This is a genomic window from Nocardia sp. MH4 (assembly GCF_019266065.1).
Taxonomy (GTDB): Bacteria; Actinomycetota; Actinomycetes; order Mycobacteriales; family Mycobacteriaceae; genus Nocardia; species Nocardia canadensis.
On the sequence record NZ_LPNR01000109.1, the window covers coordinates 98,891 to 122,474 of the forward strand.

Consider the following 23,584-nt stretch of genomic DNA (forward strand, 5'->3'; position numbering starts at 1 on the left):
GAGGCTCTGGTGCACGGTACGGAGTTGGGTGGGTTCAGCGCGCGACCGCAGGAAGCGGAGGTCGCCGCCACGGCGTCGGCACCGTTCCCGCTGACACCGGCCCAGCTGGGAGTCTGGTACGCGCAGCTGCTCGACCCCGAGGTCCCGATCACCATCGCCCAGTACGTCGACATCACCGGTGAGCTGGATGCGGCTGTGCTGCAACAGGTCACGGCCGAGGCGGCGCACACCTACGGTTCCCCGCTGGTGCGCATCGGCGAATCCGACGGTGTCCCTTACCAGGTCGTCGACCACACCATCCCGGTCGAGAACGAGCTGCCGCTGATCGATCTGCGCCACCACGACGACCCCGTCGCCGCCGCCCACGAGTGGATGCGCGCGGAGTTCGGCGCGCCGCTGGACCTGCTCACCGACCGGCTGGTGGCGGGCGCGGTGCTGCGCGTCGGCGAGGACCGCTGGTTCTGGTACCTGCGCGGACACCACATCGTGCTCGACGGCTACGGCGCCTTCACCAATTCCCAGCGCATCGCCGAGCTCTACACCGCCCGCGTGCTCGGCACCGAGGCCAAGGCGGCGGCCCCGGGCGACCTGGCCGACCTCGTCGACGGCGAACAGCGCTACCGCGAGAGCACCCGCTTCGCCAACGACCGCGAGCACTGGGCCCAGCGCATCGCCGGCCTGGACAGCCCGACCAGCCTCGACAGCCGTACCGCGCCGCGCGCCGCGATCAACCTGGTGACCGGCGGCAGGCTCTCCGAGAAGCTGGTCGATCGGCTGGAAACCATTGCCGCCAGTGATGATTCGACCATCTCGGCGGTGCTGCTGGCCGCCTTCGCCGCCTACCTCGGCCGGCTCACCGACCGCCCGGACGCGGTGCTCAGCCTGCCCGTCACCGCGCGCACCACCGCGGTGATGCGCCGCTCGGCGGGCATGCTGTCCAATATCGTGCCGCTGCGCCTGCCCACCGGCGCCGCCGGGGCCCCCACCACCTGGGGCGAGCTGCTGCGCGCGGCCCGCGTCGAGGTGGCCGGCGCGCTGCGGCATCAGCGCTACCGCGCCGAGGACATCCGCCGCGACGCCGAGGACGACGGCCGCCCCGCCCGGCGCGCGCTGTTCGGCCCGCTCGCCAACTTCATGCTCTTCCGCAGCGACCTCACCCTCGGCACCACCACCGGCCGCTACCGGGTGCTGTCCACCGGCCCCATCGAGGACCTGAGCCTCAACGTCTACTACGGCGATCGCGATCGCGTACACGTCGACTTCGAGGCCAACCCGCACCTCTACGACGCCGATACCCTGGCCCGGCATCATTCCCGATTCCTCGGTTTCCTCGAGCGCCTCGCCGCCGCCGACCTGGACACCGCGATCGGCGCGATCGAAGTGGCGACCGAGCTGGAACTCCAGGTCAGCACCAAGATCTGGAACGCGACCGGTTTCGACGTCGCGGCCGCCCTGGCCGAGCGCGCGGTGGCGTCGGCGACGCTGCCCGCGCTGTTCGAGGCCCAGGTCGCCCGCACCCCCGACGACGTCGCCGTGCGGATGGCGGGCGAGGACGCCGCCACCCTGACCTACCGCGAGCTGGCCCAGCAGGTGAACCGGCTGGCCCGGCGTCTGCGCGCCGACGGCATCGGCCCCGAATCGCTGGTGGCGCTGAGCATTCGGCGCTCGCCGGAGCTGGTCGTCGCCATGTACGCGGTGCTCGCCGCCGGTGCGGCCTACGCGCCGATCGACCCCGATCACCCCGCTGAGCGGATCGCCCACATCCTGGCCACCGCCGCCCCGGCCGCCGTCCTGACCACCTCCCGCGACGGCGCGCCCGGCGCCGACGCGCTGCCGGTGCTGGCCGTGGACGCGCTCGAGCTGACCGACTACGCCGACACCCCGCTGACCGACGCCGACCGCACCGCGCCGCTGCGCCCCGGCCATCCCGCCTACGTCATCTTCACCTCCGGTTCGACCGGTCTGCCCAAGGGCGTCGCGGTCGAGCACGCCGCGATCGTCAACCGGCTGGTGTGGATGCAGCAGGCCTACCGGCTGCACGGCGTCGACGTGGTGCTGCAGAAGACCCCGATGACCTTCGACGTCTCGGTGTGGGAGTTCTTCTGGCCCTTGCAGATCGGCGCGACGTTGCTGCTCGCGGAGCCCGACGGGCACCGGGATCCCGGCTACCTGCGCGGCGTGATCGCCGAATACGGCGTCACGGTCGCGCATTTCGTGCCATCGATGCTGGAAGCCTTTCTCGCCCAGCAGGAGATCGCCGAGCACTCCTCGCTGCGACTGGTCTTCGCCTCGGGTGAGGCACTGCCCGCCGCCCTGGCGCAGCGGCTGCGGCTGCTCACCGGAGCGCGGCTGCACAACCTGTACGGTCCGACCGAGGCCGCCGTCGACGTCACCTTCCACGAGGTGAACGACGCGGACCGGACCACGGTGCCGATCGGCGCGCCGGTGTTCAACACCCGGCTCCATGTTCTCGACTCGCGGCTGCGGCCGGTACCGGTCGGGGCTCCGGGTGAGCTGTATCTGTCGGGGGTACAGCTCGCCCGGGGTTATGTCGGCAGGCCCGAGCTGACGTCCGGGCGGTTCGTCGCCGACCTGGACGCGCCGGGCGAGCGGATGTACCGCACCGGCGACCTGGTCCGCTGGACCACCAACGGTGAACTGGAATACCTGGGCCGCACCGACTTCCAGGTGAAGCTGCGCGGTCTGCGGATCGAGCTCGGCGAGATCGAGGCCGTGCTCGAAGGCGTCGAGGGCGCGGTGCGCGCCGTCGTCGTCGTGCGTGGGGACGCGGGCGTCGGCGAACAGCTGGTCGCCTACGTGGTGGAGGCCGAGCCGGGCGCGGTCGCGGTGGAACTGCTGCGCGAGGCCGCGCTGCGCGCGCTGCCCGCGTACATGGTGCCCGCCGCGTTCGTACTGCTCGGCGCCCTGCCGGTGAACGCCTCCGGCAAACTCGACCGCAAGGCGCTGCCCGCGCCCGCCCGCACCGTCGTCGCCTACGCCGAGCCCGCCGGGCCGGTGGAACAGACGGTGGCCAGGGTGTTCGGTGAGGTGCTCGGGATCGAGCGGATCGGCCGGGACGACGACTTCTTCGCCCTGGGCGGCAACAGCCTGGTGGCCACCCAGGTGGCGGCCCGCCTCGGCGCCGATCTCGGGATCCGGCTGGGGGTGCGCGACCTGTTCGGCGCGACCACCCCGGCCCGGCTGGCCGCCGCCGTCGCCGAGCGCGCCGACGCCGGCGTCACGGCCCAGCTGCCGGTGCTCGCGGCCGGACCGCGCCCCGCGCTGATCCCGCTTTCGCCCGCGCAGCAGCGGATCTGGTTCCTCAACCGCTTCGATCCGTCCGCGCCCGGCTACAACATGCCGTTCGTGGTCCGGATGCGCGGCGCCGCGAATCTGTCCGCGCTGGTCACCGCGCTGACCGCCGTCGTCGAACGGCACGAGGCGCTGCGCACCGTGTTCCCCGCGGTCGATGTGCCCGGCGGGGAGGTGGCCGAGCAGGTCGTGCGCGACGCCGGGATCGTCCGCATCGACGAGCCGACCACGGTCGACGTGGCCGAGCTCGACGCCGAACTCGCCCGATTCGCCGCCGCCGGTTTCGATCTGGAACACGAGGCGCCGTTCCGGGCGCGGATCTTCGTCGTCGCGGGCGATGCGGCGGGTGAGTGCGCGCTGGCCGTCGTGCTGCATCACATCGCGGCGGACGGTGTGTCGCTGCAGGTCCTGGTGCGCGACGTGCTCACCGCCTACCAGGCCGCGACCGCGCGGCTCACGCCCGGCTGGGCGCCGCTGAGCGTGCAGTACGCCGACTACGCCCTGTGGCAGCGCGAACTGCTCGGCTCGGAGACCGATCCGCAGTCGCTGGCCTCGCGCGAGATCGCCTTCTGGGAGCGGACACTGGCGGGCCTGCCGGATCAGCTGGAGTTGCCCTCGGCCCGGCCGCGACCGGTGACGCCGAGCATGCGCGGCGCCCGGACCGGCTTCACCATCGGCGCCGGCCTGCACCGGCAGCTGACCGAGCTGGCCAACGAGGCGGGCGCGTCGCTGTTCATGGTGCTGCACACCGCGCTGGCCGTGCTGCTGGCCCGGCTCAGCGGCACCAGCGACATCGCCATCGGCACCGGCGTCGCCGGCCGTGGTGACCGGGCGATCGACGATCTGATCGGCATGTTCGTCAACACGCTCGTGCTGCGCACCGAGATCGACCCCGCCGCGAGCTTCACCGCCGCGCTCGAGCACACCCGCGAAACCGATCTGGCCGCGTTCGCGCACGCCACCGTCCCGTTCGACCGGCTCGTCGACGTGGTCAACCCGGCGCGCTCGCAGGCCCGCCATCCGCTGTTCCAGGTGGCGCTGAACTTCCAGGCCGGGCTGGACACCCGCTTCGAGCTGGGCGGCACGCCGGTATCGGTGCACGAGATCGAACTCGACATCACCAAGTTCGACTTGCAGCTCACCCTCGACGAACGTCGCGGCGCCGCGGGCGAACCCGCGGGCATCGACGCCGTCGCCCTCTACGCCACCGACCTGTTCGACGACGCCGAGATCGTCGCGCTGGGCGCGCGGTTCGTGCGACTACTCGCCGCGGCCGTCGCCGCCCCCGCCACCGCGGTCGGTGACCTGCCGCTGCTGTCGCCAGCCGAGCACGCCCGCTTCACCGGCATGCGCGGTGCACCCGTCACCGCCACCGGTCTGCTCCCCGACCTGTTCGCCGCCGCCGTCGCGGCCGGTCAGGACCGGATCGCGGTCACCGACGGCGATCGTGCCCTCACCTACCGCGAGCTCGACCGCGCGTCCTCGCGCCTGGCCAGGGTGCTGGTGGACGGGGGGGTCGGCCCCGACGACATCGTCGCGGTCGGGATTCCGCGCTCCGTCGAATCGGTGCTCGCCGTGTGGGCGATCGCCAAGGCCGGCGCGGCCTGGCTGCCCGTCGATCCGAGCTACCCGCTCGATCGGATCACCCATATGGTGACCGATTCCGGCGCGCGAGTGGGTCTTACGGTGTCCGAGGCGCAGTCCGCGCTGCCCGGCCCGACCGACTGGCTGGTGCTCGACGAGCTGAAGCTGATGGCCGAGTGCGCGGCGCGTTCCAGCGATCCGATCACCGACGCCGACCGGGTGCGGCCGCTGCGCCCCGCGCACCTGGCCTACGTCATCTACACCTCCGGCTCCACCGGCCTGCCCAAGGGCGTGCTGGTGACTCAGGCGGGCATCGCCGGTTTCGCCGCCGAGGAATCCGAGCGGATGTTCGGTACCGCCGACGCACGGGTGCTGCAGGTCGGGTCGCCCTCGTTCGACATCTCGGTGATGGAGCTGCTGCTCGCGGTGAACTCGGCCGCCACCCTGGTGATCGCGCCGACGGGTCGTCACGTCGGCGCCGAACTGGCGCAGCTGCTGGCCGAGGAGAAGGTCACCCACGCGCTGATGACTCCCTCGGGTCTGGCGGTGCTCGATCCCGAACAGCTCGACGACCTGCGCATGGTGATGGTCGGCGGCGAAGCCTGCCCGCCGGACCTGGTCGCGCGCTGGACCGAAGGCTCGGTGTCCCGGGCGTTCGTGAACGCCTACGGCCCGTCCGAGACGACCGTCGCGACCAATATCAGCGCACCGCTCACAGCGGATTCGCCGCTGACGCTGGGTACGCCGCTGCGCGGCATCGCGCAGTGGGTGCTCGACGACCGGTTGCGGCCGGTGCCCGCCGGGGTCGCCGGTGAGCTGTACGTCGCCGGGGCCCAGGTGGCGCGCGGCTACCGTAGCCGGGCCGCGCTCACCGCGGGCCGCTTCGTCGCCTGCCCGTGGGAGCCGGGTGCGCGCATGTACCGCACCGGTGACCTGGTGCGCTGGACGGCCGACGGCACCCTGGAGTACCTGGGCCGCAACGACGACCAGGTGAAGCTGCGCGGCTTCCGGATCGAGCTCGGCGAGATCGAGGCGGCGCTGCTCGCCCAGCCGTCGGTGCGCCGGGCCGTGGTCCTGGTGCGGGCCGACGCGCATCGCGGTGATCAGCTGGTGGCCTACGTGGTGCCGAATCCCGAACCGGCCGTGCCGGATCTGGGCGCCGAACTCACCGCGACGCTGCGCGCCACCCTTGCCGCGCACATGGTCCCCTCGGCGTTCGTCGTGCTCGACGCGCTGCCGCTGACCCCGAACGGCAAGCTCGACCGCCGCGCGCTGCCCGCACCCGTCTTCGCCGCCCGCGCCTTCCGCGCGCCGGCCGAGGGCACCGAGACCGTGGTGGCCGAGGTGTTCGGCGAGGTGCTCGGTCTCGCGCGGGTCGGCGCCGACGACGACTTCTTCGCCCTCGGCGGCAATTCGCTGGTCGCCACCCAGGTGGCTTCTCGCCTGGGTGCCGCGCTCGGCGTCACGGTCTCGCTGAAGACGCTGTTCGAGGCGCCGACCGTTACCGCCCTCGCGGCCGCGCTCGGCACGGCCGAGACCACCGCGACCCGGCCGCCGCTGGTGGCGGGCGAACGGCCGCAGCGCATTCCGCTGTCCTACGCGCAGCAGCGCATGTGGTTCCTCAACCAGTTCGACGCCGACTCGGTCGCCGACAATATCGCCGCCGCGATCCGGCTGACCGGCACCATCGACCATGCCGCCATGACCGCCGCGGTCGCCGCGGTCTTCGCCCGGCACGAGGCGCTGCGCACCCGCTACCCGGCGGTCGACGGCATCCCCTTCCAGCAGATCCTCGGCGCCGACCAGCTGACCATCACGCTCGAGCCCGAGACCATCGACCCGGCCACGCTCGACGACCGCGTGCGCGCCCTGGCCGGGGTGCCGTTCGCGGTGGACCAGGAACCGCCGGTGCGTCTGCGCCTGCTGCGCATCGGCGCCGACCAGCACGTGCTCGTGCTGGTGCTGCACCACATCGCCGCCGACGGCTGGTCGGTCGCGCCGCTGACCCGCGACGTGATGGTGGCCTACGCCGCCCACCTGGCCGGTGCCGCGCCGCGATGGACGCCGCTGCCCGTGCAGTACGCCGACTTCGCGCTGTGGCAGCGCGAAGCCCTCGGCGCCGAGGACGACCCGGACTCGCCGATGGCGCGCCAGATCGATTTCTGGACAACCGAACTCGCCGGACTGCCCGATGTGCTCGCCCTGCCCGCCGACCGCCCCCGCCCTGCCGTCGCCTCGGGCCGCGGCGCCCGGCACACCTTCGCGGTGCCCGCCGCGCTCACCGAGCGGCTGCGCGCCCTCGCCACCGATGCCCAGGCCTCGCTGTTCATGGTGCTGCACGCCGCGTTCGCCGCCACCTTGGCGAAACTGTCCGGGCAGCAAGACATCTCGATCGGCACCCCGGTGGCCGGTCGTGGCGACCGGGCGCTCGACGAGCTCGTCGGCATGTTCGTCAACACCCTGGTGCTGCGTACCCGGATCGACCTCGCCACCACCTTCGCCGACCTGGTCGGCACGGTGCGCGAGGGCGATCTGCGCGCGCTGGCCAACACCGACGTCACCTTCGACCGGCTGGTCGAGACGCTCAACCCCGAGCGCTCCACCGCCCGGCACCCGTTGTTCCAGGTGATGCTCGACTTCCAGAACAACTCCAGGACCGAACTCGAACTGGCCGGGCTGACCGCTGCGGAGATCGAGATCGACACCCGCACCGCCAAATTCGACCTGCAGCTGACGCTGCGCGAGACCACCGACGGCCTGCTCGCCCGCTTCGAGTACGCCACCGACCTGTTCGACGCGCAGACCATCACAGATTTCGGTACCCGCCTGCTGCGGGTGCTGGAAACGGTGAGCGCCGATCCCAGCGTCGTGATCGGCGACATCGACCTGCTCGGCGCCGCAGAGCGCACCCGGATCCTCGAGACCTGGAACGCCACGGCGTACCCGGTCGACGAGACGATGACGCTGGTGTCGCTGTTCGCGGCGCAGGCGGCGCGTACCCCGGGTGCGACCGCGGTGACCTGCGCGGACGAATCGCTCACCTACGGCGAGTTCACCGAGCGGGTGAACCGCCTCGCCCGCCTGCTGATCTCGATCGGCGTGCGGCCCGACCGCACCGTGGCCCTCGGGATGCGCCGCTCGACCGACCTGGTCGTGGCCATGTACGCCGTGCTCGCCGCGGGTGGCGCCTATGTGCCGCTGGACCCCGAGCACCCGGCCGAGCGCCTGGCGCACGTCATCGACGCCGCCGCGCCGGTGTGCGTGCTCACCCGCGCCGCCGACGAACTGGATCTCCCCGCGACGACGTCGGTCGCGGTGCTCGACCTCGAGCAGCTCGACACCACCGACTACCCGGCCGGGCCGATCACCGACGCCGACCGGCTGGGCACCCTCACCCCGGCCCATGCCGCCTACTTGATCTTCACCTCCGGCTCGACCGGCAAGCCCAAGGGCGTCGTCGTCTCGCACGCCTCGATCGTCAACCGTCTGGTGTGGATGCAGGACGCCTACCGGCTCACCGCGGCCGACACGGTCCTGCAGAAGACCCCGGCGACCTTCGACGTGTCGGTCTGGGAGTTCTTCTGGCCGTTGCAGATCGGCGCTCGCCTGGTGCTGGCCCGGCCCGACGGGCATCGCGACCCGGCGTACCTGGCCGAGCTGATCGAGGCCGAGTCGGTCACCGTCGCCCACTTCGTGCCGTCGATGCTGTCGGTCTTCGTCGCGGCCCTCGACTCGGCACCGGCGGGTGCGCGGCGGTGCGCCTCGCTGCGCATGGTGTTCGCCTCCGGCGAGGCCCTGCCGCCCGCGCCCGCGCACCGGTTGCACGCCCTGACCGGCGCCACGGTGCACAACCTCTACGGTCCGACCGAAGCCGCCGTCGACGTCACCTTCCACGAGGTGACCGCCGCCGATGTCGTCTCGGTGCCGATCGGCGAGCCCGTCCACAACACGCGCGTCTACGTCCTCGACAGCAGGCTGCGACCGGTGCCGGTCGGCGTCCCCGGCGAGCTGTACCTGGCCGGCGCTCAACTGGCGCGGGGCTACGCGGGCCGGGTCGACCTGACCGCCGACCGTTTCGTCGCCGACCCGTTCGCCACGGGCGAGCGCATGTACCGCACCGGTGACCTGGTCGCCTGGACCGCGGTGTTCGAGAACGACGCGGCCGAGGGCCGTGCGTGGTCCCATTCCGCTACCGGTTCCGACCGCGTCGTGCGTGGCGAGCTGGAGTATCTGGGCCGCACCGACTTCCAGGTGAAGCTGCGTGGTCTGCGGATCGAGCTCGGCGAGATCGAGGCCGCGCTGGGCGCTCTGACCGAGGTCGGACAGGCGGCGGTCGTCGTCCGCGACGAGCTGCTGGTGGCCTATCTCGTGCCGGCCGCCGAGCTCGACGTCGACGGGGTGCGCGCGGCGCTGACCCGCACGCTCCCGGCCTACATGGTCCCGGCGGCTTTCGTCGAGCTGACCGAGTTCCCGCTCAACGCCTCCGGCAAACTCGACCGCAAGGCGCTGCCCGCGCCGGTGTTCGAGGCCGCGGTCTTCCGCGCCCCGGTCACCGAGGTGGAGCAGATCGTGGCGGCCACCTTCGCCGCGGTACTCGGCTTCCCTGCCGACCGGGAAGTCGGCTTGGACGACGACTTCTTCGCCCTCGGCGGGAACTCGCTCAACGCCACCCAGGTGGCGGCCCGCCTCGGCGCCGCGCTCGACACCCAGGTCCCGGTGCGACTGCTCTTCGACGCGCCGACCGTGCTCGAGCTGGCCGCCCGCTGCGCCGCGCTGCGCGGCACCGGCAGGCGCGTCGAGCTCACCACTCGTGAACGGCCGCGGCGTATTCCGCTCTCCGCCGCGCAGCGCCGGATGTGGTTCCTCAACCGCTACCTGGCCGACGCCGACGGCTCCGGCGACGCCGTGAACAACATCCCGGTCGCTCTGCGGCTGACCGGCGAGCTCGATATCTTCGCGCTCGAAGCGGCCCTCGCCGATGTGATCGATCGGCACGAAACCCTGCGCACCAGCTACCCGGACGGCCCCGACGGCGCCGAACAACTGGTCGCCGACGCCGCGCATCTCACGCTGCGCGCCGAGCCGATCGGCGCGGGCGAGCTGCCCGCGCGCCTGCTGTCCTGCGCGGCGGTGCGGTTCGACCTCACCACCGAGATCCCGCTGCGCGCCACGCTGTTCGCGGTCGCCGAGGAGCACGTGCTCGTGCTGGTGGTGCACCACATCGCCGCCGACGGCTTCTCCCTCGGGCCGCTGGCCGCCGACCTGATGACCGCCTACGCCGCCCGCCGCGACGGCACCGCCCCCGACTGGGCGCCGCTGCCGGTCCAGTACGCGGACTACGCGCTCTGGCAGGACGAGAACCTCGGCGACGCGAGCGATCCCGACTCGCTCGCGCACGCGCAACTGGCGTTCTGGCGGCGCGGCCTGGCCGGTCTGCCCGAGCAGCTCGAGCTGCCGACCGACCGGCAGCGTCCGGCCGAATCCAGCTTCCGTGGCGGGGTGCACCGCTTCCAGATCGACTCCGATCTGCACAGCGAACTGCGCGAGCTGGCCCGCAAGCACGAGGCCACCCTGTTCAGCACCGTGCACGCCGCGCTGGCCGTGCTGCTGGCCCGCCTCTCCGGCGGTAGTGACATCGCCATCGGCACCCCGGTGGCCGGGCGCGGTGAGGCCGCCCTGGACGGGCTGATCGGCATGTTCGTCAACACCCTGGTGCTGCGCAGCCAGATCGACCCGCGCGCGGAGTTCGAGTCCACCCTCGACGCCGTCCGTGCCGGTGACCTCGACGCCCTCTCCCACGCGGACATCCCGTTCGAGCAGGTCGTCGACGCCGTCGACCCGGCGCGGGCGCGCAACCGCCACCCGCTGTTCCAGGTGGCGCTGGTCCTGCAGAACTTCACCGTGCCCGCGCTGACCGCGGCCGGGCTGCGCGTCGCACCGATCGACTTCGACGCCGCCGTGGCGAAGTTCGACCTGCAGTTCACCGTCACCGAATCCGGGGATGTCGACGGCCGCGCCGACGGCATGGCCATCGAGATCGCGTACGCCACCGACCTGTTCGACGCGGGCAGCATCGCCGTGCTGGCGCGCCGGTTCACCCAGGTGCTGGCCGCGGTGGTCGCCGATCCGACCGTGGTCGTCGGGGACATCCAGCTGCTCAGCGCCGAGGAGCAGCAGCGCATGCTGCACGACTGGGCCACCACCGGCGACGCGGTCGCCACCGGCGCCGAGACCATGCTCGACCGGTTCGCCGCCATCGCGGCGCGGCACCCGCACGCCGTCGCGGTGAAGGCCGAGGGCGCCACGCTCACCTACGGCGAGCTCGACGCCTGGTCCAACCGGCTGGCGCGGCGTCTCGTCGGCGCCGGCGTCGGCCCGGAAACCCTGGTGGCCGTGGCCCTTCCGCGGTCGGTGGAACTGGCCGTCGCGCTGCTGGCGGTGCTCAAGGCGGGTGGCGGCTACCTGCCGATCGACCCCAACTACCCGGCCGACCGCATCGAGTACGTCCTCGACGACGCCCGCCCGCTGTGCGCGATCGCGAACGCGGACACCGGGCTGGCCCGCGACTGGTTCGGCGGACCGGTGATCGACCCCGCCGCCGAGAACCTCACCGGCTTCGCGGCCACGCCGCTGACGGCGGCGGACCGGCGCGCGCCGCTGGTGCCCGCGAACACCGCGTACGTCATCTACACCTCCGGCTCCACCGGCCGTCCCAAGGGCGTGGTGATCCCGCACGCGAACGTGCTCGCGCTGCTGGACAACAGCGAGCGCCACTTCGGCTTCGGCCCGTCGGACGTGTGGACGATGTTCCACTCCTACGCCTTCGACTTCTCGGTGTGGGAGCTGTGGGGCGCGCTGTTGACCGGCGGCTCGATCGTGCTGGTCGACTACTTCACCTCGCGCTCGCCCGAGCAGTTCCGGGAGCTGCTGCTGGCCGAGCGGGTCACCGTACTCAACCAGACGCCGTCGGCGTTCTACCAGCTCGTCGCCGCCGATCTGGCCGTCGCGCCCGGCGACTACGCCCTGCGCACGGTGATCTTCGGTGGTGAGGCGCTGGAACCGCAGCGGCTGGCCGGTTGGTTCGCTCGCTACCCGCGCTCGCCGCGGCTGGTGAACATGTACGGCATCACCGAGACCACGGTGCACGCCTCCTACCGGGAGATCACCCCGGAGACCGGTTCGGCCAGCGTCATCGGCGGTGCCCTCGCGGGACTGACCGTGCGCGTGCTGGATTCGCGCCTGCGGCCGGTGCCGGTCGGCGTGCCCGGCGAGATCTACGTCTCCGGAGCGCAATTGGCGCGCGGCTACCTGGCCAGGCCCGACCTGACCGCGAGCCGGTTCGTCGCCGACGCCTACGGCGCTCCCGGCAGCCTCGCCTACCGCTCGGGCGACCTGGCCCGCTGGACCGCCGACGGCGAGCTGGAGTACCTGGGCCGGGCCGATCAGCAGGTCAACCTGCGTGGGTTCCGGGTCGAGCTCGGTGAGATCGAGGCCGCGCTGCTCGCCAGCTCGGTCGCGCCGCGCGAGGTCGCGGTGCTGGTGCGCACCGACCTGGTCGACGAGCCGCGCATCGTGGCCTACCTGGTCGCCGGGCCGGAGACCGGCCGGGTGGACGCGGCCGCCATCCGCCAGGAACTGGCCCGCACGCTGCCCGAACACATGCTCCCGGCGGCGGTCGTCGCGGTCGAGCGGATTCCGCTGACCGTCAACGGCAAGCTGGATCGGGCCGCGTTGCCCGCGCCGGTCTTCGAGACCACCGTCTACCGCAAGCCGGGCACGGTCACCGAGGAGATCATCGCCGCGGTGTACGCCGAGGTGCTCGGCCGCACCCGCGCCGACGATCAGCCGGTCGGCGCCGACGACGACTTCTTCGCCCTCGGCGGCAGCTCGCTGCTCGCCGCCAAGGCGGTCGCCCGGATCGGCTCCGCGCTGGATCGCCGGGTCGGCGTGCGCGCGCTGTTCGAGACGCCGCGCGTCGGCGAACTGGCCGCGGCGGTGGATGCCCAGGCGAAGGTCGACCGGCCCGCCCTGGTCGGCCGGGCCCGCCCCGAGCAGCTGCCGCTCTCGCCTGCCCAGCAGCGGATGTGGTTCCTCAACCGCTTCGATCGCGCCTCGGTGGCGTACAACATCCCGTTCGCGCTGCGGCTGTCCGGTGACCTCGATGTCGCCGCGCTGCGCGCGGCGGTGGCCGACCTGGTCGCCCGCCACGAATCGCTGCGCACGGTGTACCCGGAGGTCGACGGCGCGCCGGTGCAGTCGATCACCCCCGCCGCGCAGGCGATTCCGGAACTCGACCCGATCGTGGTGACCGAGGCCGACCTGCCCGGCGCGATCGCCGACCTGGCCGCTACCACCTTCGACGTCACCGCCGAGATCCCGGTGCGGCTGCGGCTGTTCCAGGTGGGCGCCGCCGCGTCCGCCGCGTCCGCCGGACCGGCCTCGGGTGAATTCGTGCTCGCCGCCGTCCTGCACCACATCGCGGCCGACGGTTCCTCGATCGCACCGTTCGTCGCCGACCTGATGCGCGCCTACACCGCGCGCCTGGCCGACACCGCGCCCTGCTGGGCGCCGCCGGCGGTGCAGTTCGCCGACTACGCGCTGTGGCAGCGGGAACTGCTCGGCGACGAGGCCGACCCGGAGTCGGTCGCGGCCCAGCAGGTCGGCTACTGGCGTACCCAGCTGGCCGGACTGCCCGACCAGCTGACCCTGCCGACCGACCGGCCCCGCCCGGCCCGGCAGAGCCTGCGCGGCGACAAGGTGAGCTTCACCGTCGACGCCGACCTGCACGCCGCCCTGGTCGCCCTCGGCCGGGGGAACGGCGCCACGCTGTTCATGGTGGTGCACGCGGCCTTCGCCGCCCTGCTGGCCCGGCTCTCCGGGACCGCCGACATCGCCGTCGGCACCCCGAACGCGGGCCGTGGCGAGGCCGAACTCGACGAGGTCATCGGCATGTTCGTCAACACGCTGGTGCTGCGCACCCCGGTCGCGGGCGACGCGCCGTTCACCGACCTGCTCGCCGCCGCCCGTGCCGCCGACATCGCCGCGTTCTCGCACGCCGACGTCCCGTTCGAGCGCCTGGTCGAGGTGCTCAACCCGGCCCGCTCCACCGCCCGGCACCCGCTGTTCCAGGTCGGCTACTCGTTCCAGAACCATGAGCGCGGACAGCTCGAGCTGCCCGGCCTGACCGTCTCGGACATCGAATTCGATTCCGGCGTGGCCCAATTCGACCTGCACCTGTTCGCCCTCGACCACTACACGGCCGACGGCGCGCCCGCGGGCATCGAGATGGCGCTCGGCTACGCGAGCGACCTGTTCGACGCGGGCACGGCCGAGCGGTTCGCCACCCAGCTGCGCCGCATCCTCGAATCCGTCACCGTCGCACCGGACACCGTGGTCGGCGACCTCGACCTGCTCGGCGCCGACCGCGGCCTGCTGCTCGACACCTGGAATGCCACCGCGCATCCGGTGGCGGCGGTCACCCTGGCCGAGCTCGGCGCGCGCCAGGCGGCCGCCACCCCCGGCGCGCCTGCCCTGGTCGACGCCGAGACCGGCACCTCGCTGGACTACGCGGCCTTCGACGCCAGGGTCAACCGGATCGCCCGGCTGCTGATCGCCGAGGGCGTCGGCCCGGAGCGCACGGTGGTGCTGGCCATGCGGCGCGGGCTCGACCTCGTGATCGCCATGCACGCCGTGGTGCGGGCGGGTGGCGCGTACGTGCCGATCGACCCCGATCATCCGGTCGACCGGATCGCCTACATCGTGGCGACCGCCGCGCCGCTGTGCGTGCTCACCACGGCCGCCGACGGCCTGCCGGTCGCCGTGGACGTGCCCGTCTTCGAGCTGGATCACCAAGCGCTGGAAGAGCTTTCCGACGCACCGGTGGATGATGCCGAGCGCATCGCCCCCCTGCGTCCCGCCCATCCCGCCTACCTCATCTTCACCTCCGGCTCGACCGGTCAGCCCAAGGGCGTCGCCGTGCCGCACGCGGCGATCGTCAACCAGCTGGCCTGGCTGCACGACCGCTTCGCCATGACCGGCGCGGACCGGGTGCTGCTCAAGACGCCTGCCACCTTCGACCTGTCGGTCTGGGAGTTCTGGTCACCGCTGACCTGCGGCGGCGCGCTGATCGTCACTCGCCCCGGCGACGAACGCGATCCGGATCGCCTGCGCGACACCATGACCCGCTACGGCGTCACCGTGCTGCACGCGGTGCCGTCACTGGTCGGCATGCTGCTGGCCGCCGAGGCCACACCCGCGCTGCCGGAGTCGCTGCGCGCGGTCCTGGCCATCGGCGAGGCGCTGCCCGCCGCCACGGCCGCCCAGTTCCTGGCCTGCGACGCCGGCGCACGTCTGCACAACCTGTACGGGCCGACCGAGGCGGCGGTGTCCATCACCGAATACGCGGTGGCCCGGGACCTCTCGCATGTCGTGCCGATCGGGACGCCCGCCTGGAACAGCGCGCTCTACGTGCTCGACGCCCGGCTGCGCCCCGTTCCCGTCGGGGTCGCGGGCGAGCTGTACCTGGCCGGTGACCAACTCGCCCGCGGCTACCACGGCCGCCGGGCGCTGACCGCCGACCGTTTCGTCGCCAACCCCTTCGCTCCGCCGGCCGCCGAAACAGCTGCCCGTGGCGTGCCGACCCAGGCCGGAGCCGCCGGGGGTGCCCGGATGTACCGCACCGGTGACATCGTCCGGTGGCGCGCGGACGGCACCCTCGAGTACCTCGAGCGCGCCGACTTCCAGGTGAAGATCGGTGGCTTCCGGATCGAGCTCGGCGAGGTCGAGACCGCGCTGCTGCGGTGCGCCGGCGTGCGCGCGGCGGTGGCCGTCGCCAGGACCGACGAACGGGCCGGGGCGCGGTTGATCGCCTACGCCGCGGTCGCCGACCTCACCCCCGGCGACGAGCAGGCCGTGGCGGCCGAACTGCGCGGCGAGCTCGCCGCCGAACTGCCCGCCTACATGGTGCCCGCGGCCCTGGTCGTGCTGGAGTCGTTGCCGCTCAACGCCAATGGCAAGGTCGACCGGTCCCGACTGCCGGAGCCGGAGTTCGGTGAGGCGGTCTTCCGCGCGCCGGTCACCGCGACCGAGCAACTGGTCGCGCGGACCTTCGCCGAGGTGATCGGCTGCGCGAGCGCCGGCCTGGACGACGACTTCTTCGCCCTCGGCGGCAACTCGCTGATGGCGACCAGGCTGGCCGCCCGGCTCGGCGCCGCGCTCGGCGCCCAGGTGCCGGTGGCCGAGGTGTTCGACGCCCCGACCGTGGCCGCGCTGGCCGAGCGGCTCGGCGGCCTGGATCGCTCGGCCGCCCGTCCGCCGCTGACCCGGCGCACCGGCGACGGACCCGCCGTGCTCTCGCCCGCGCAGCAACGCATGTGGGTCCTGCACCAGCTGGCGCCGCAGTCGGCGGCCTATCACATCCCGGCCGCCATCCGGCTCACCGGCCGGCTCGACCTGCCCGCCCTGCAATCGGCGGTCGGCGACCTGCTGTCGCGGCACGACACCCTGCGCACCCGCTACCCCGACACGGCGGCGGGTCCGGTCCAGCAGGTGATGCCCGCCTGGTCGGCCGCGGTCGAACTGACCCCGATCCCGGTCGCCGCCGAGGACGTCGAGGCCCGGATCACCGCCCTGGTGGCCCAGCCGTTCGACATCACCGCCGCGCCGCCGGTGCGGGTGGCGCTCTACGGTCTCGGCCCGGACGATCACGTGCTCGTCGTCGTGGTGCATCACATCAGCGCCGACGGCTACTCGATCGCTCCGCTCACCCGGGATCTGGTGCGCGCCTATGTCGATCGCAGCGAAGGCCGCGCGCCCGGCTGGGCGCCACTGGAGATCCAGTACGGCGATTTCAGCGCCTGGCAGCACGAGCTGCTCGGCACCGATGCCGACCCGGACAGCGTGCTCACCCAGCAGCTGAACTACTGGACCAGGGAACTGTCCGGCGCGCCCGAACTGCTCGCCCTGCCCACCGACCGCCCCCGCGCCACCCGGCGCGAGATGCGCGGCGCGGCAGAGCGGTTCGAGATCGACGCGGCACTGACCCGGCGCCTCGACGAGATCGCCCGCGAGCACGGCACGACGCTGTTCACGCTGGTGCACAGCGCGCTGGCGGTGCTGCTGGCCAAGCAGTCCGGCAGCGCCGACATCACCATCGGCGCCCCGGTGGCCGGTCGCGGTGCCCGCGAACTCGACGATCTGGTCGGCATGTTCGTCAACACCGTCGTGCTGCGCACCGAGGTCGACTCGCGGGCGCCGTTCACCGAGCTGCTGGCCCAGGCCAGGCGGCGCGACCTCGCCGCCCTCGCCCACGCCGACGTGCCGTTCGAGCAGGTCGTCGATACCCTGGGCCGGACCCGTTCGGGCGCCTACACCCCGCTGTTCCAGGTGATGCTCACCTTCCAGAACATGCCGCCCGGTGGCATCGAACTGCCCGGCCTGCACGTGCGGATCCTGGACCCCGGGCTCGGCGAGGCCAAGTTCGACCTGCACCTGACCGCCCTGCAGCGCTACGACGCGGCCGGTGCGCTCGACGGGCTCGACGTGCACTTCGGCTACGCCACCGACCTTTTCGACGCTTCGACCGTCCGGATACTGGCCGAGCGGTTCCGCAAGGTCCTCGCGGCCGTCGCGGCCGACCCGGCCGTACCCGTGCGGGCGATCGACGTGCGCACCGACGCGGAGAAGACCCCGCGTCCGCGTACCTACACCATTGCCGATCTGCCGGGCCTCGTCGGCTCGGCGGCCCGGCTCGCGCCGGCGACCGTGGCATTCGCCCACGGCGAGCACGCCATCTCGTTCGAAGCGCTCGACGCCAAGCTCACCGCGGTGCGCAAGGCGATGGGCGCCGCGATGAAACCCGAAGCGCTGGTGAACGTCGCGCTGGCCGGGCTGGTGCCCGGCGTGCTCGCCGCACTCGGCGCGTCCGGACTCACCACCACTTTGCAAACACTGGTGACCGATGCCGCCGCGGTGATCGCCGGGTCGGGGTCGGCTGACGACTCGGAAGGACAACTCTGATGTCGCACACGGATTCGGTCACGGCGGCTGTCTCGCTCGACGCGCTGCTGCGTGACCAGGCGGACGAGCGCAGGCGTGATCCCGCCACGTTGCTCGCCGCCTTCACCACCCAGATCCGCCAGGATCCCGACGCCGTCGCGGTGCGTGACGGCGTGACCGAGCTCAGCTACGGCGAGCTCGGCGCACGGGTGGACGCGCTGGCGGTCTGCCTGGCCGCCCGCGGTGTCGGGCCGGAGACCACGGTCGCGGTGTCGTTGCCGCGATCGGTCGACCTGGTCGTCGCGGTGCACGCGGTGATCGCCGCGGGCGGCGCGTTCGTCCTGCTCGACCCCGACGCCCCCGCCGACGTGCGGCAGCGCACGGTCGCCCTCGCCGCGCCCGTGCTGGTGATCACCGCGCCGGAGGTGCCCCACCCGACCGGTGTCCCGGTCCTGGGCATCGACGCCGAACCCACCGTCGATCTCGTCGCCGACGACCTACCCGGTCCGGGTGCGGACAACCCGGCCTACCTGGTCGTCGACGTAGCGGGCGCGAGCGCGGTCGTCGTCGGACACCGGGCCGCACAAGCGAATTCGGTCTGGCGGCAGCGGCTGTGCGGTCTCGGCGCCGGCGACGCGGTGCTCTGGCACGCGCCGCTGGGCACGCAGGCCACGGTGGGGGAGCTGCTGCTGGCCCTGCAGACCGGCGCCACCCTGGTGCTCCCGACCAGCGACTCCCTGGCGCGTTCGATCGCCGATACCGGCGCCACCGCGGCGTGCTTCGACCCCGACCAGCTCGCCGCGCTGGCCGCGCTGCCCGACGCCGAGGCACGCCTCGACTCGCTGCGGATCGTCCTGAGCTGCGGCGCACCACTGCCCGCCAAGACCGCGGCCGCCCTGCGCGCGGTGAGCGGCGCGACGCTGTGGCACGTCTACGGCAGGCCGGAGACCGCGGGCGAGGTCGTCGCGCACGAGGTGACCGGCGCCGACCTCGAATCGGTCCCGCTCGGCTCGGCCGCCGACGACGTCGAGCTGCTGATCCTCGACGAGCACCTGTGCCCGGTGCCCGACGGTGAAGTCGGCGAACTCTATGTCTCCGGTGTGCAATTGGCGCGCGGCTACCTCGGCAGGCAGGCCACCGCCGCCACCTTCCTGGCCAACCCGATCGGCCCGGTCGACGACCGCATGTTCGCCACCGGCGACCTCGTGCGGCGCAGGCCGCCCGGCGACGGCTGGACGGCCGAACTCGAATTCGTCGGCCGCGTCGACGCCGAGGAGGTGAGCACGGCGCCGCAGGGCGGACTGCCCGGGGAACTGCTGCTCGACGAGTTCGAAGCGCAGGCCGCCGCCACCCCTTTCGACCCCGCGGTCGTGCACGCCCCGAGCACGGGCGGCGCGGCCTCGATCATCACCTACGGTGACCTGGACCGGCGCACCAACCAGCTGGCCCGGCACTTGACCGCGCTCGGCATCGGCCCGGAATCGGCGGTGCTGGTGGATGTCCCGCGCTCGGTCGAGCTGGTGGTGGCGATGTACGCCGTGCTCAAGGCGGGCGGTGCCGTGGTGCCCGTCGACACCGCGACCAGTCCCGCCGTGCTGCCGCCGGTCGCGAGTCCCGCGCTGGTGCTGACCGTGCGCTCGCGCGATCACGGTGCGGTGTACGACATTCCGGCCGTCGTCATCGACGACGTGCCGCTCGCCGACTACTCCGACGAGCCGATCGCCCGCGCCGAGCGCCGGACCCCCGTACTGCCGGAGCACCCGGCGTTCGTGCTGTACCCGCCGGGGGCTACGCAGGGCATCACCATCAGCCACATCGCGGCCGTGCACCGGTTGACCGGCATGCAGGGCAGGCACGGCTTCACCGGTCGTGACGTCTACCTGCATCAGGCCGCCATCGGCGAGGTGACCGAGTGGCACGGCTACGTGCTGCCGTTGCGGGTCGGCGCCACCGTCGTCCTCACCGAACCGCCCGATCCGGTGCGGTTAGCGCGTCTGGTCGCCGACTACGGCGTCACCGCCGCCGATTTCACCCCGCCGCGGCTGGCCGCGTTCACCGACCACGTCCACCGCGCCGGCCTGCGCGCGCAGATCGGCTCGCTGCGCAGCGTCGTCGTCCTCGGCGCGCCGCTCAGCGCGGCGCAGGTGCGGGCTTTCGGCGCGGTGACCAGCGCCCGGCTGCACCACGATTACGGCAGGGCCGAGGCCACCGTCACCCTCACCTATCCCGCCGCGCCCGGCGCGGACACCCCCGAACCGCAGGCCGTGCGGGTGCGGGAATGGAACCGCCGGGTCTACGTGCTCGACGCGCGGCTGCGCCCGGCCAGCCCCGGTGTGGCCGGCGAGCTGTACCTGTCCGGCGCGCAACTGGCCCGCGGCTATCGCGACGATCCGCGCGGCACCTCGGACCGGTTCGTCGCCAACCCGTTCGGCATCCCGGGGGAGCGGATGTTCCGCACCGGGGAGCTGGCGCGCTGGGAGATCGACGGCACCAGCGCCGCGCTCGTTCGTCTCGGCACCGTGGGCGCGGCGACCGTGGGCGCGCTGGAATCGCTGCTCGGGCGCGGGGCGAGCATGCGGGCCAGGATCGGCGCCGGGATCGGCGCGCGGATCACCGAACTCTCGCGCAGACACGCGGTTCCGCCGTTCGCGGTGGTCCGGGCCGCGATGACGGTGCTGCTGGCCTGGCAGGCGGGCACGGCCGTCGCGGGCGCGACCACCCTGTCCGAGATCCTGTGCGCCGAACCCGATCCCGTGGTGTCCTCGGCCACCGCGGCGACCAGTGAGTCGTGCGCGCTGTCCGGGCCGCTCGGCGCGGTGACGCTGAGCTATCTCGACACCGGCGCCGAGGCGTTCGGCGTTCCCGGCCTCGAACTCACCGCCCTGCGTTTCGACGGATCGACGGTGGCCGACGGCGTGCACTTCATCGTCTCCACGCACGCCGACCCCGACGGCAATCTCGGCCTCGAACTGGAATACAGCACAGACCGTTTCGACGATCACGCCGCGGCTGCCCTGCTGCGCCGCTTCTCCCGCGCCCTGGGGCTGCTCACCGGCGACCCCGATGCCCCGAGCGACTCGTTCGACCTGCGCACCCCCGCCGAGCGCGCCGCGAGCTGACCCCCACCCCCTCAGGAAGGCAATCCGATGAGCAATCCGTTCGACGACGAGAACGCCCAGTTCTACGTTTTGGTCAACGCCGAGGGGGAACACTCCCTCTGGCCCACCTTCGCCGCCGTCCCCGGTGGCTGGACCGTCGCCTTCGGCGCCGCCACCCGCACCTCCTGTCTCCAGTACGTCGAATCCCATTGGCTCGACATGCGTCCCAACTCCTTGATCGCCGCGATGGCCAACGAGGGCTGACCTCGCCCTACGTACAGTGGGGTATGCGGAGCGCTCGGTTCGGGATCGTGGTGGCGCTGCTGGCGGGCGCGTACCTGGGGGCGCTGTTCGCGTCGTCGACCGACTCCGATCCGCCGCGGCGGCAGGCCACGGGACACGATGTCGAGCACGCCGAGCTGGTGCTGTTCGAGTCCACCCGAGGGCTGCCCGACGTCCGGACCGTGCTGCGATCGACCGCCGACGTCGACCAGTTCGCCGGGCGATTCCCCGGCGACGAACGCGCGGCCGGTCGGCTCACGGACACGCTCTCGCGCCGCGACTTCGACACCGAGGCGCTGATCGCCTTCTCCTGGGGCGCGGGCTGTTCGCCCGGTGACGGCGCGAAGCTGACCAGCGAGGGCGACGCCGACTACTCCGTCCGGCTGACCGGCGCGGACGATCCGCCGTCGGAATGCGTCGCGCCGTGGGAGATCCTGGCGGTGTTCGCGCTGCCCGCGGCGGACGTGCCGGCGACCACCCGGCTCGGCGGGTACCCCCCCGACCCGCCGGGTCCGGCGATCCTCGCCCATTTCGAGCGCATCGCAGTCGGCACCGCCCCGCGCGGCGCCGAGGTCTCCCAGCCGGATCAGCTCGCCGCCTTCGCCGCCGGGCTCGACACCGTGACGGCCGCTCGGGTGCGTTCGGCGGTGTCGGGGCGCGCCGCCGGTGATCGGGCGTTCGCCTTCGTCGCCACCGGCTGTCACGACGACGGCGCCTATCTCGCGATCTCGCGGGAACGGCTGCGTCCGGTGCTGACCGCGACCGAACCGGTCGCCTGCGTCGTCCCGGACTACTACGTCGCGGTGTTCACCACCCCGGCCGTCTCCGTCCCGATCGAGGCCGTCATCGGCTGAGACCGGGGGTCATGGCACCGGGGTCATCGGCGGCGGTTCCCAGTCGCCCTCGATCGCCGCCTCGCGAGGTGCGTACAGACGCAGCGTCAGGGAGAACTCGCCGGAGTCCGGGATCGGGAGCCAGTTGCCGGTGGGGACGCCCGGGCGCGGGTCGTCGTGCTGGACGGCGATCTCCACCGCGCCGTCGGGGCCCGCCACCACCGGTGGGGCGTGGCCGACCGCGTAGATCTCGGCGGGGTTGGGGACGAGGAAGCCCTGGGGGTCGTAGGCGGTGATCGAGGCGAAGGCGTCCACCGGCGGCCAGCGGCCGGGCTCGAAGCGGATGCGGTAGCGGCGCGGCTGTCCCGCGTCGTCGGTCGTGGGGGCCCAGAGTTCGGCGTAGAGCACGTCGCGGATCGGGGCCTTGCCCGGTGAGCGCATGGTCGTCGCCGCGCGTCGCAGGTAGTCGGTGCCGAACCTGCCGAGGTCGACCGGGATCTCCCACCCGTTGACGCGGCGCGCGTTCGGGTCGGTCCATCCGGCGATCCGGCGCTGGGCCTGGCGGACCGCCTCGTCGAGCAGTTCGACGGGCTCGTTGTCGACGGTGCCGCCGGGGACGACGCCGATGGTGGCCAGCTGTTCCATCAGCGGTGCGTCGGCGGCCGCGGGCGGATCGGCCACCATCAACCTGCACAGCCGGTTGAGGTAGGTGCGGCCGTCCAGCGCGGCGATCCGCTTGACCGGCGGCTCCGGTCCGCGGTCGATCGGGTGCACCCTGCTGACCGTGACGTCGTATTCGCGGCGCTGCCAGGCGCCGGCCGGGACCAGCCGGATCTTCTCCTGCCACCGGTTGACCTGCGCCGCGTCCGCGACACCGTTGATCTGGATCCGGCCGACGATCGTCGCCATCGCCGACGGCATGTGCAGCAGGGTGGTGTGCGGCGGCAGCGACCCGGTCCACTTCGGGCCCGCGATGACGTAGGTGAACGGCGGCCCGTCGGCGTCGACCGTCGTCCGCGGCTGCTTGCTGCTCAGGTCGTGCACGGTGTTGCCCCACCCGTCGAGCAGCTGGAACAGCCAGTACCGATCCGGTTCCATCCCGGGGATCTGCAACACCAGCGGCTCGTCGGCCAGGTTCAGCCACGCCTGGGAATAGACCATGTCGTGGCTGAGCCGGGCCACCCCGCGATCCAGCGGATCGGGCAGCACGCTGTGATCGAACGTGTTCGTCGGCCCACTCGCCGCCCGCATCATGTCCAGCAAGATCATCGGATAGCCGAACACATACGCCTCGGTCGCCAGCCCCAGCACATCCGGCGCCCCTGTCGAGGACACCACCGACGGCACCGGCTCCCCACCCCCGCACCCGGACACCACCATCCCCACCCCCGCAGCCGCCCCCAACTCGAGCAGGCGCCGCCGACTCAGCCCACCCTCGTCACCTGCCCGACCGCCCATGCGCTCTCCGTCCGACACCGC

The 23,584-nt window shown here is 72.9% G+C and carries 5 protein-coding genes; 4 read left to right on the forward strand and 1 reads right to left on the reverse strand.

Annotation, left to right across the window (positions count from 1 at the left end; translation table 11 throughout):
- Positions 1-9: 9 nt before the first annotated feature.
- The 4 genes from ATM97_RS20615 to ATM97_RS20630 are packed head-to-tail and all read left to right on the forward strand — an operon-like array spanning position 10 to position 22,126.
- Complete coding sequence (locus tag ATM97_RS20615; RefSeq protein WP_308248560.1) at positions 10-17,913, forward strand: non-ribosomal peptide synthase/polyketide synthase; 17,904 nt, start codon at positions 10-12, stop codon at positions 17,911-17,913.
- Positions 17,913-21,011: an AMP-binding protein gene (locus tag ATM97_RS20620; protein WP_218719667.1), complete on the forward strand. Its 3,099-nt coding sequence runs from the start codon at positions 17,913-17,915 to the stop codon at positions 21,009-21,011. The genes ATM97_RS20615 and ATM97_RS20620 overlap by 1 nt, the downstream gene beginning before the upstream one ends.
- A gap of 27 nt (positions 21,012-21,038) precedes the next feature.
- Positions 21,039-21,254, forward strand: coding sequence for an MbtH family protein (locus ATM97_RS20625; protein WP_218719668.1), 216 nt, complete (start codon positions 21,039-21,041; stop codon positions 21,252-21,254).
- Positions 21,255-21,277: 23 nt separating this feature from the next.
- Complete coding sequence (locus ATM97_RS20630) at positions 21,278-22,126, forward strand: hypothetical protein (RefSeq protein WP_218719669.1); 849 nt, start codon at positions 21,278-21,280, stop codon at positions 22,124-22,126.
- A 9-nt stretch (positions 22,127-22,135) separates the two neighbouring features.
- Here the strand turns inward: ATM97_RS20630 and ATM97_RS20635 are convergent, their stop codons facing one another.
- Complete coding sequence (locus ATM97_RS20635) at positions 22,136-23,563, reverse strand: DUF1254 domain-containing protein (RefSeq protein ID WP_218719670.1); 1,428 nt, start codon at positions 23,561-23,563, stop codon at positions 22,136-22,138.
- Positions 23,564-23,584 lie beyond the last annotated feature (21 nt).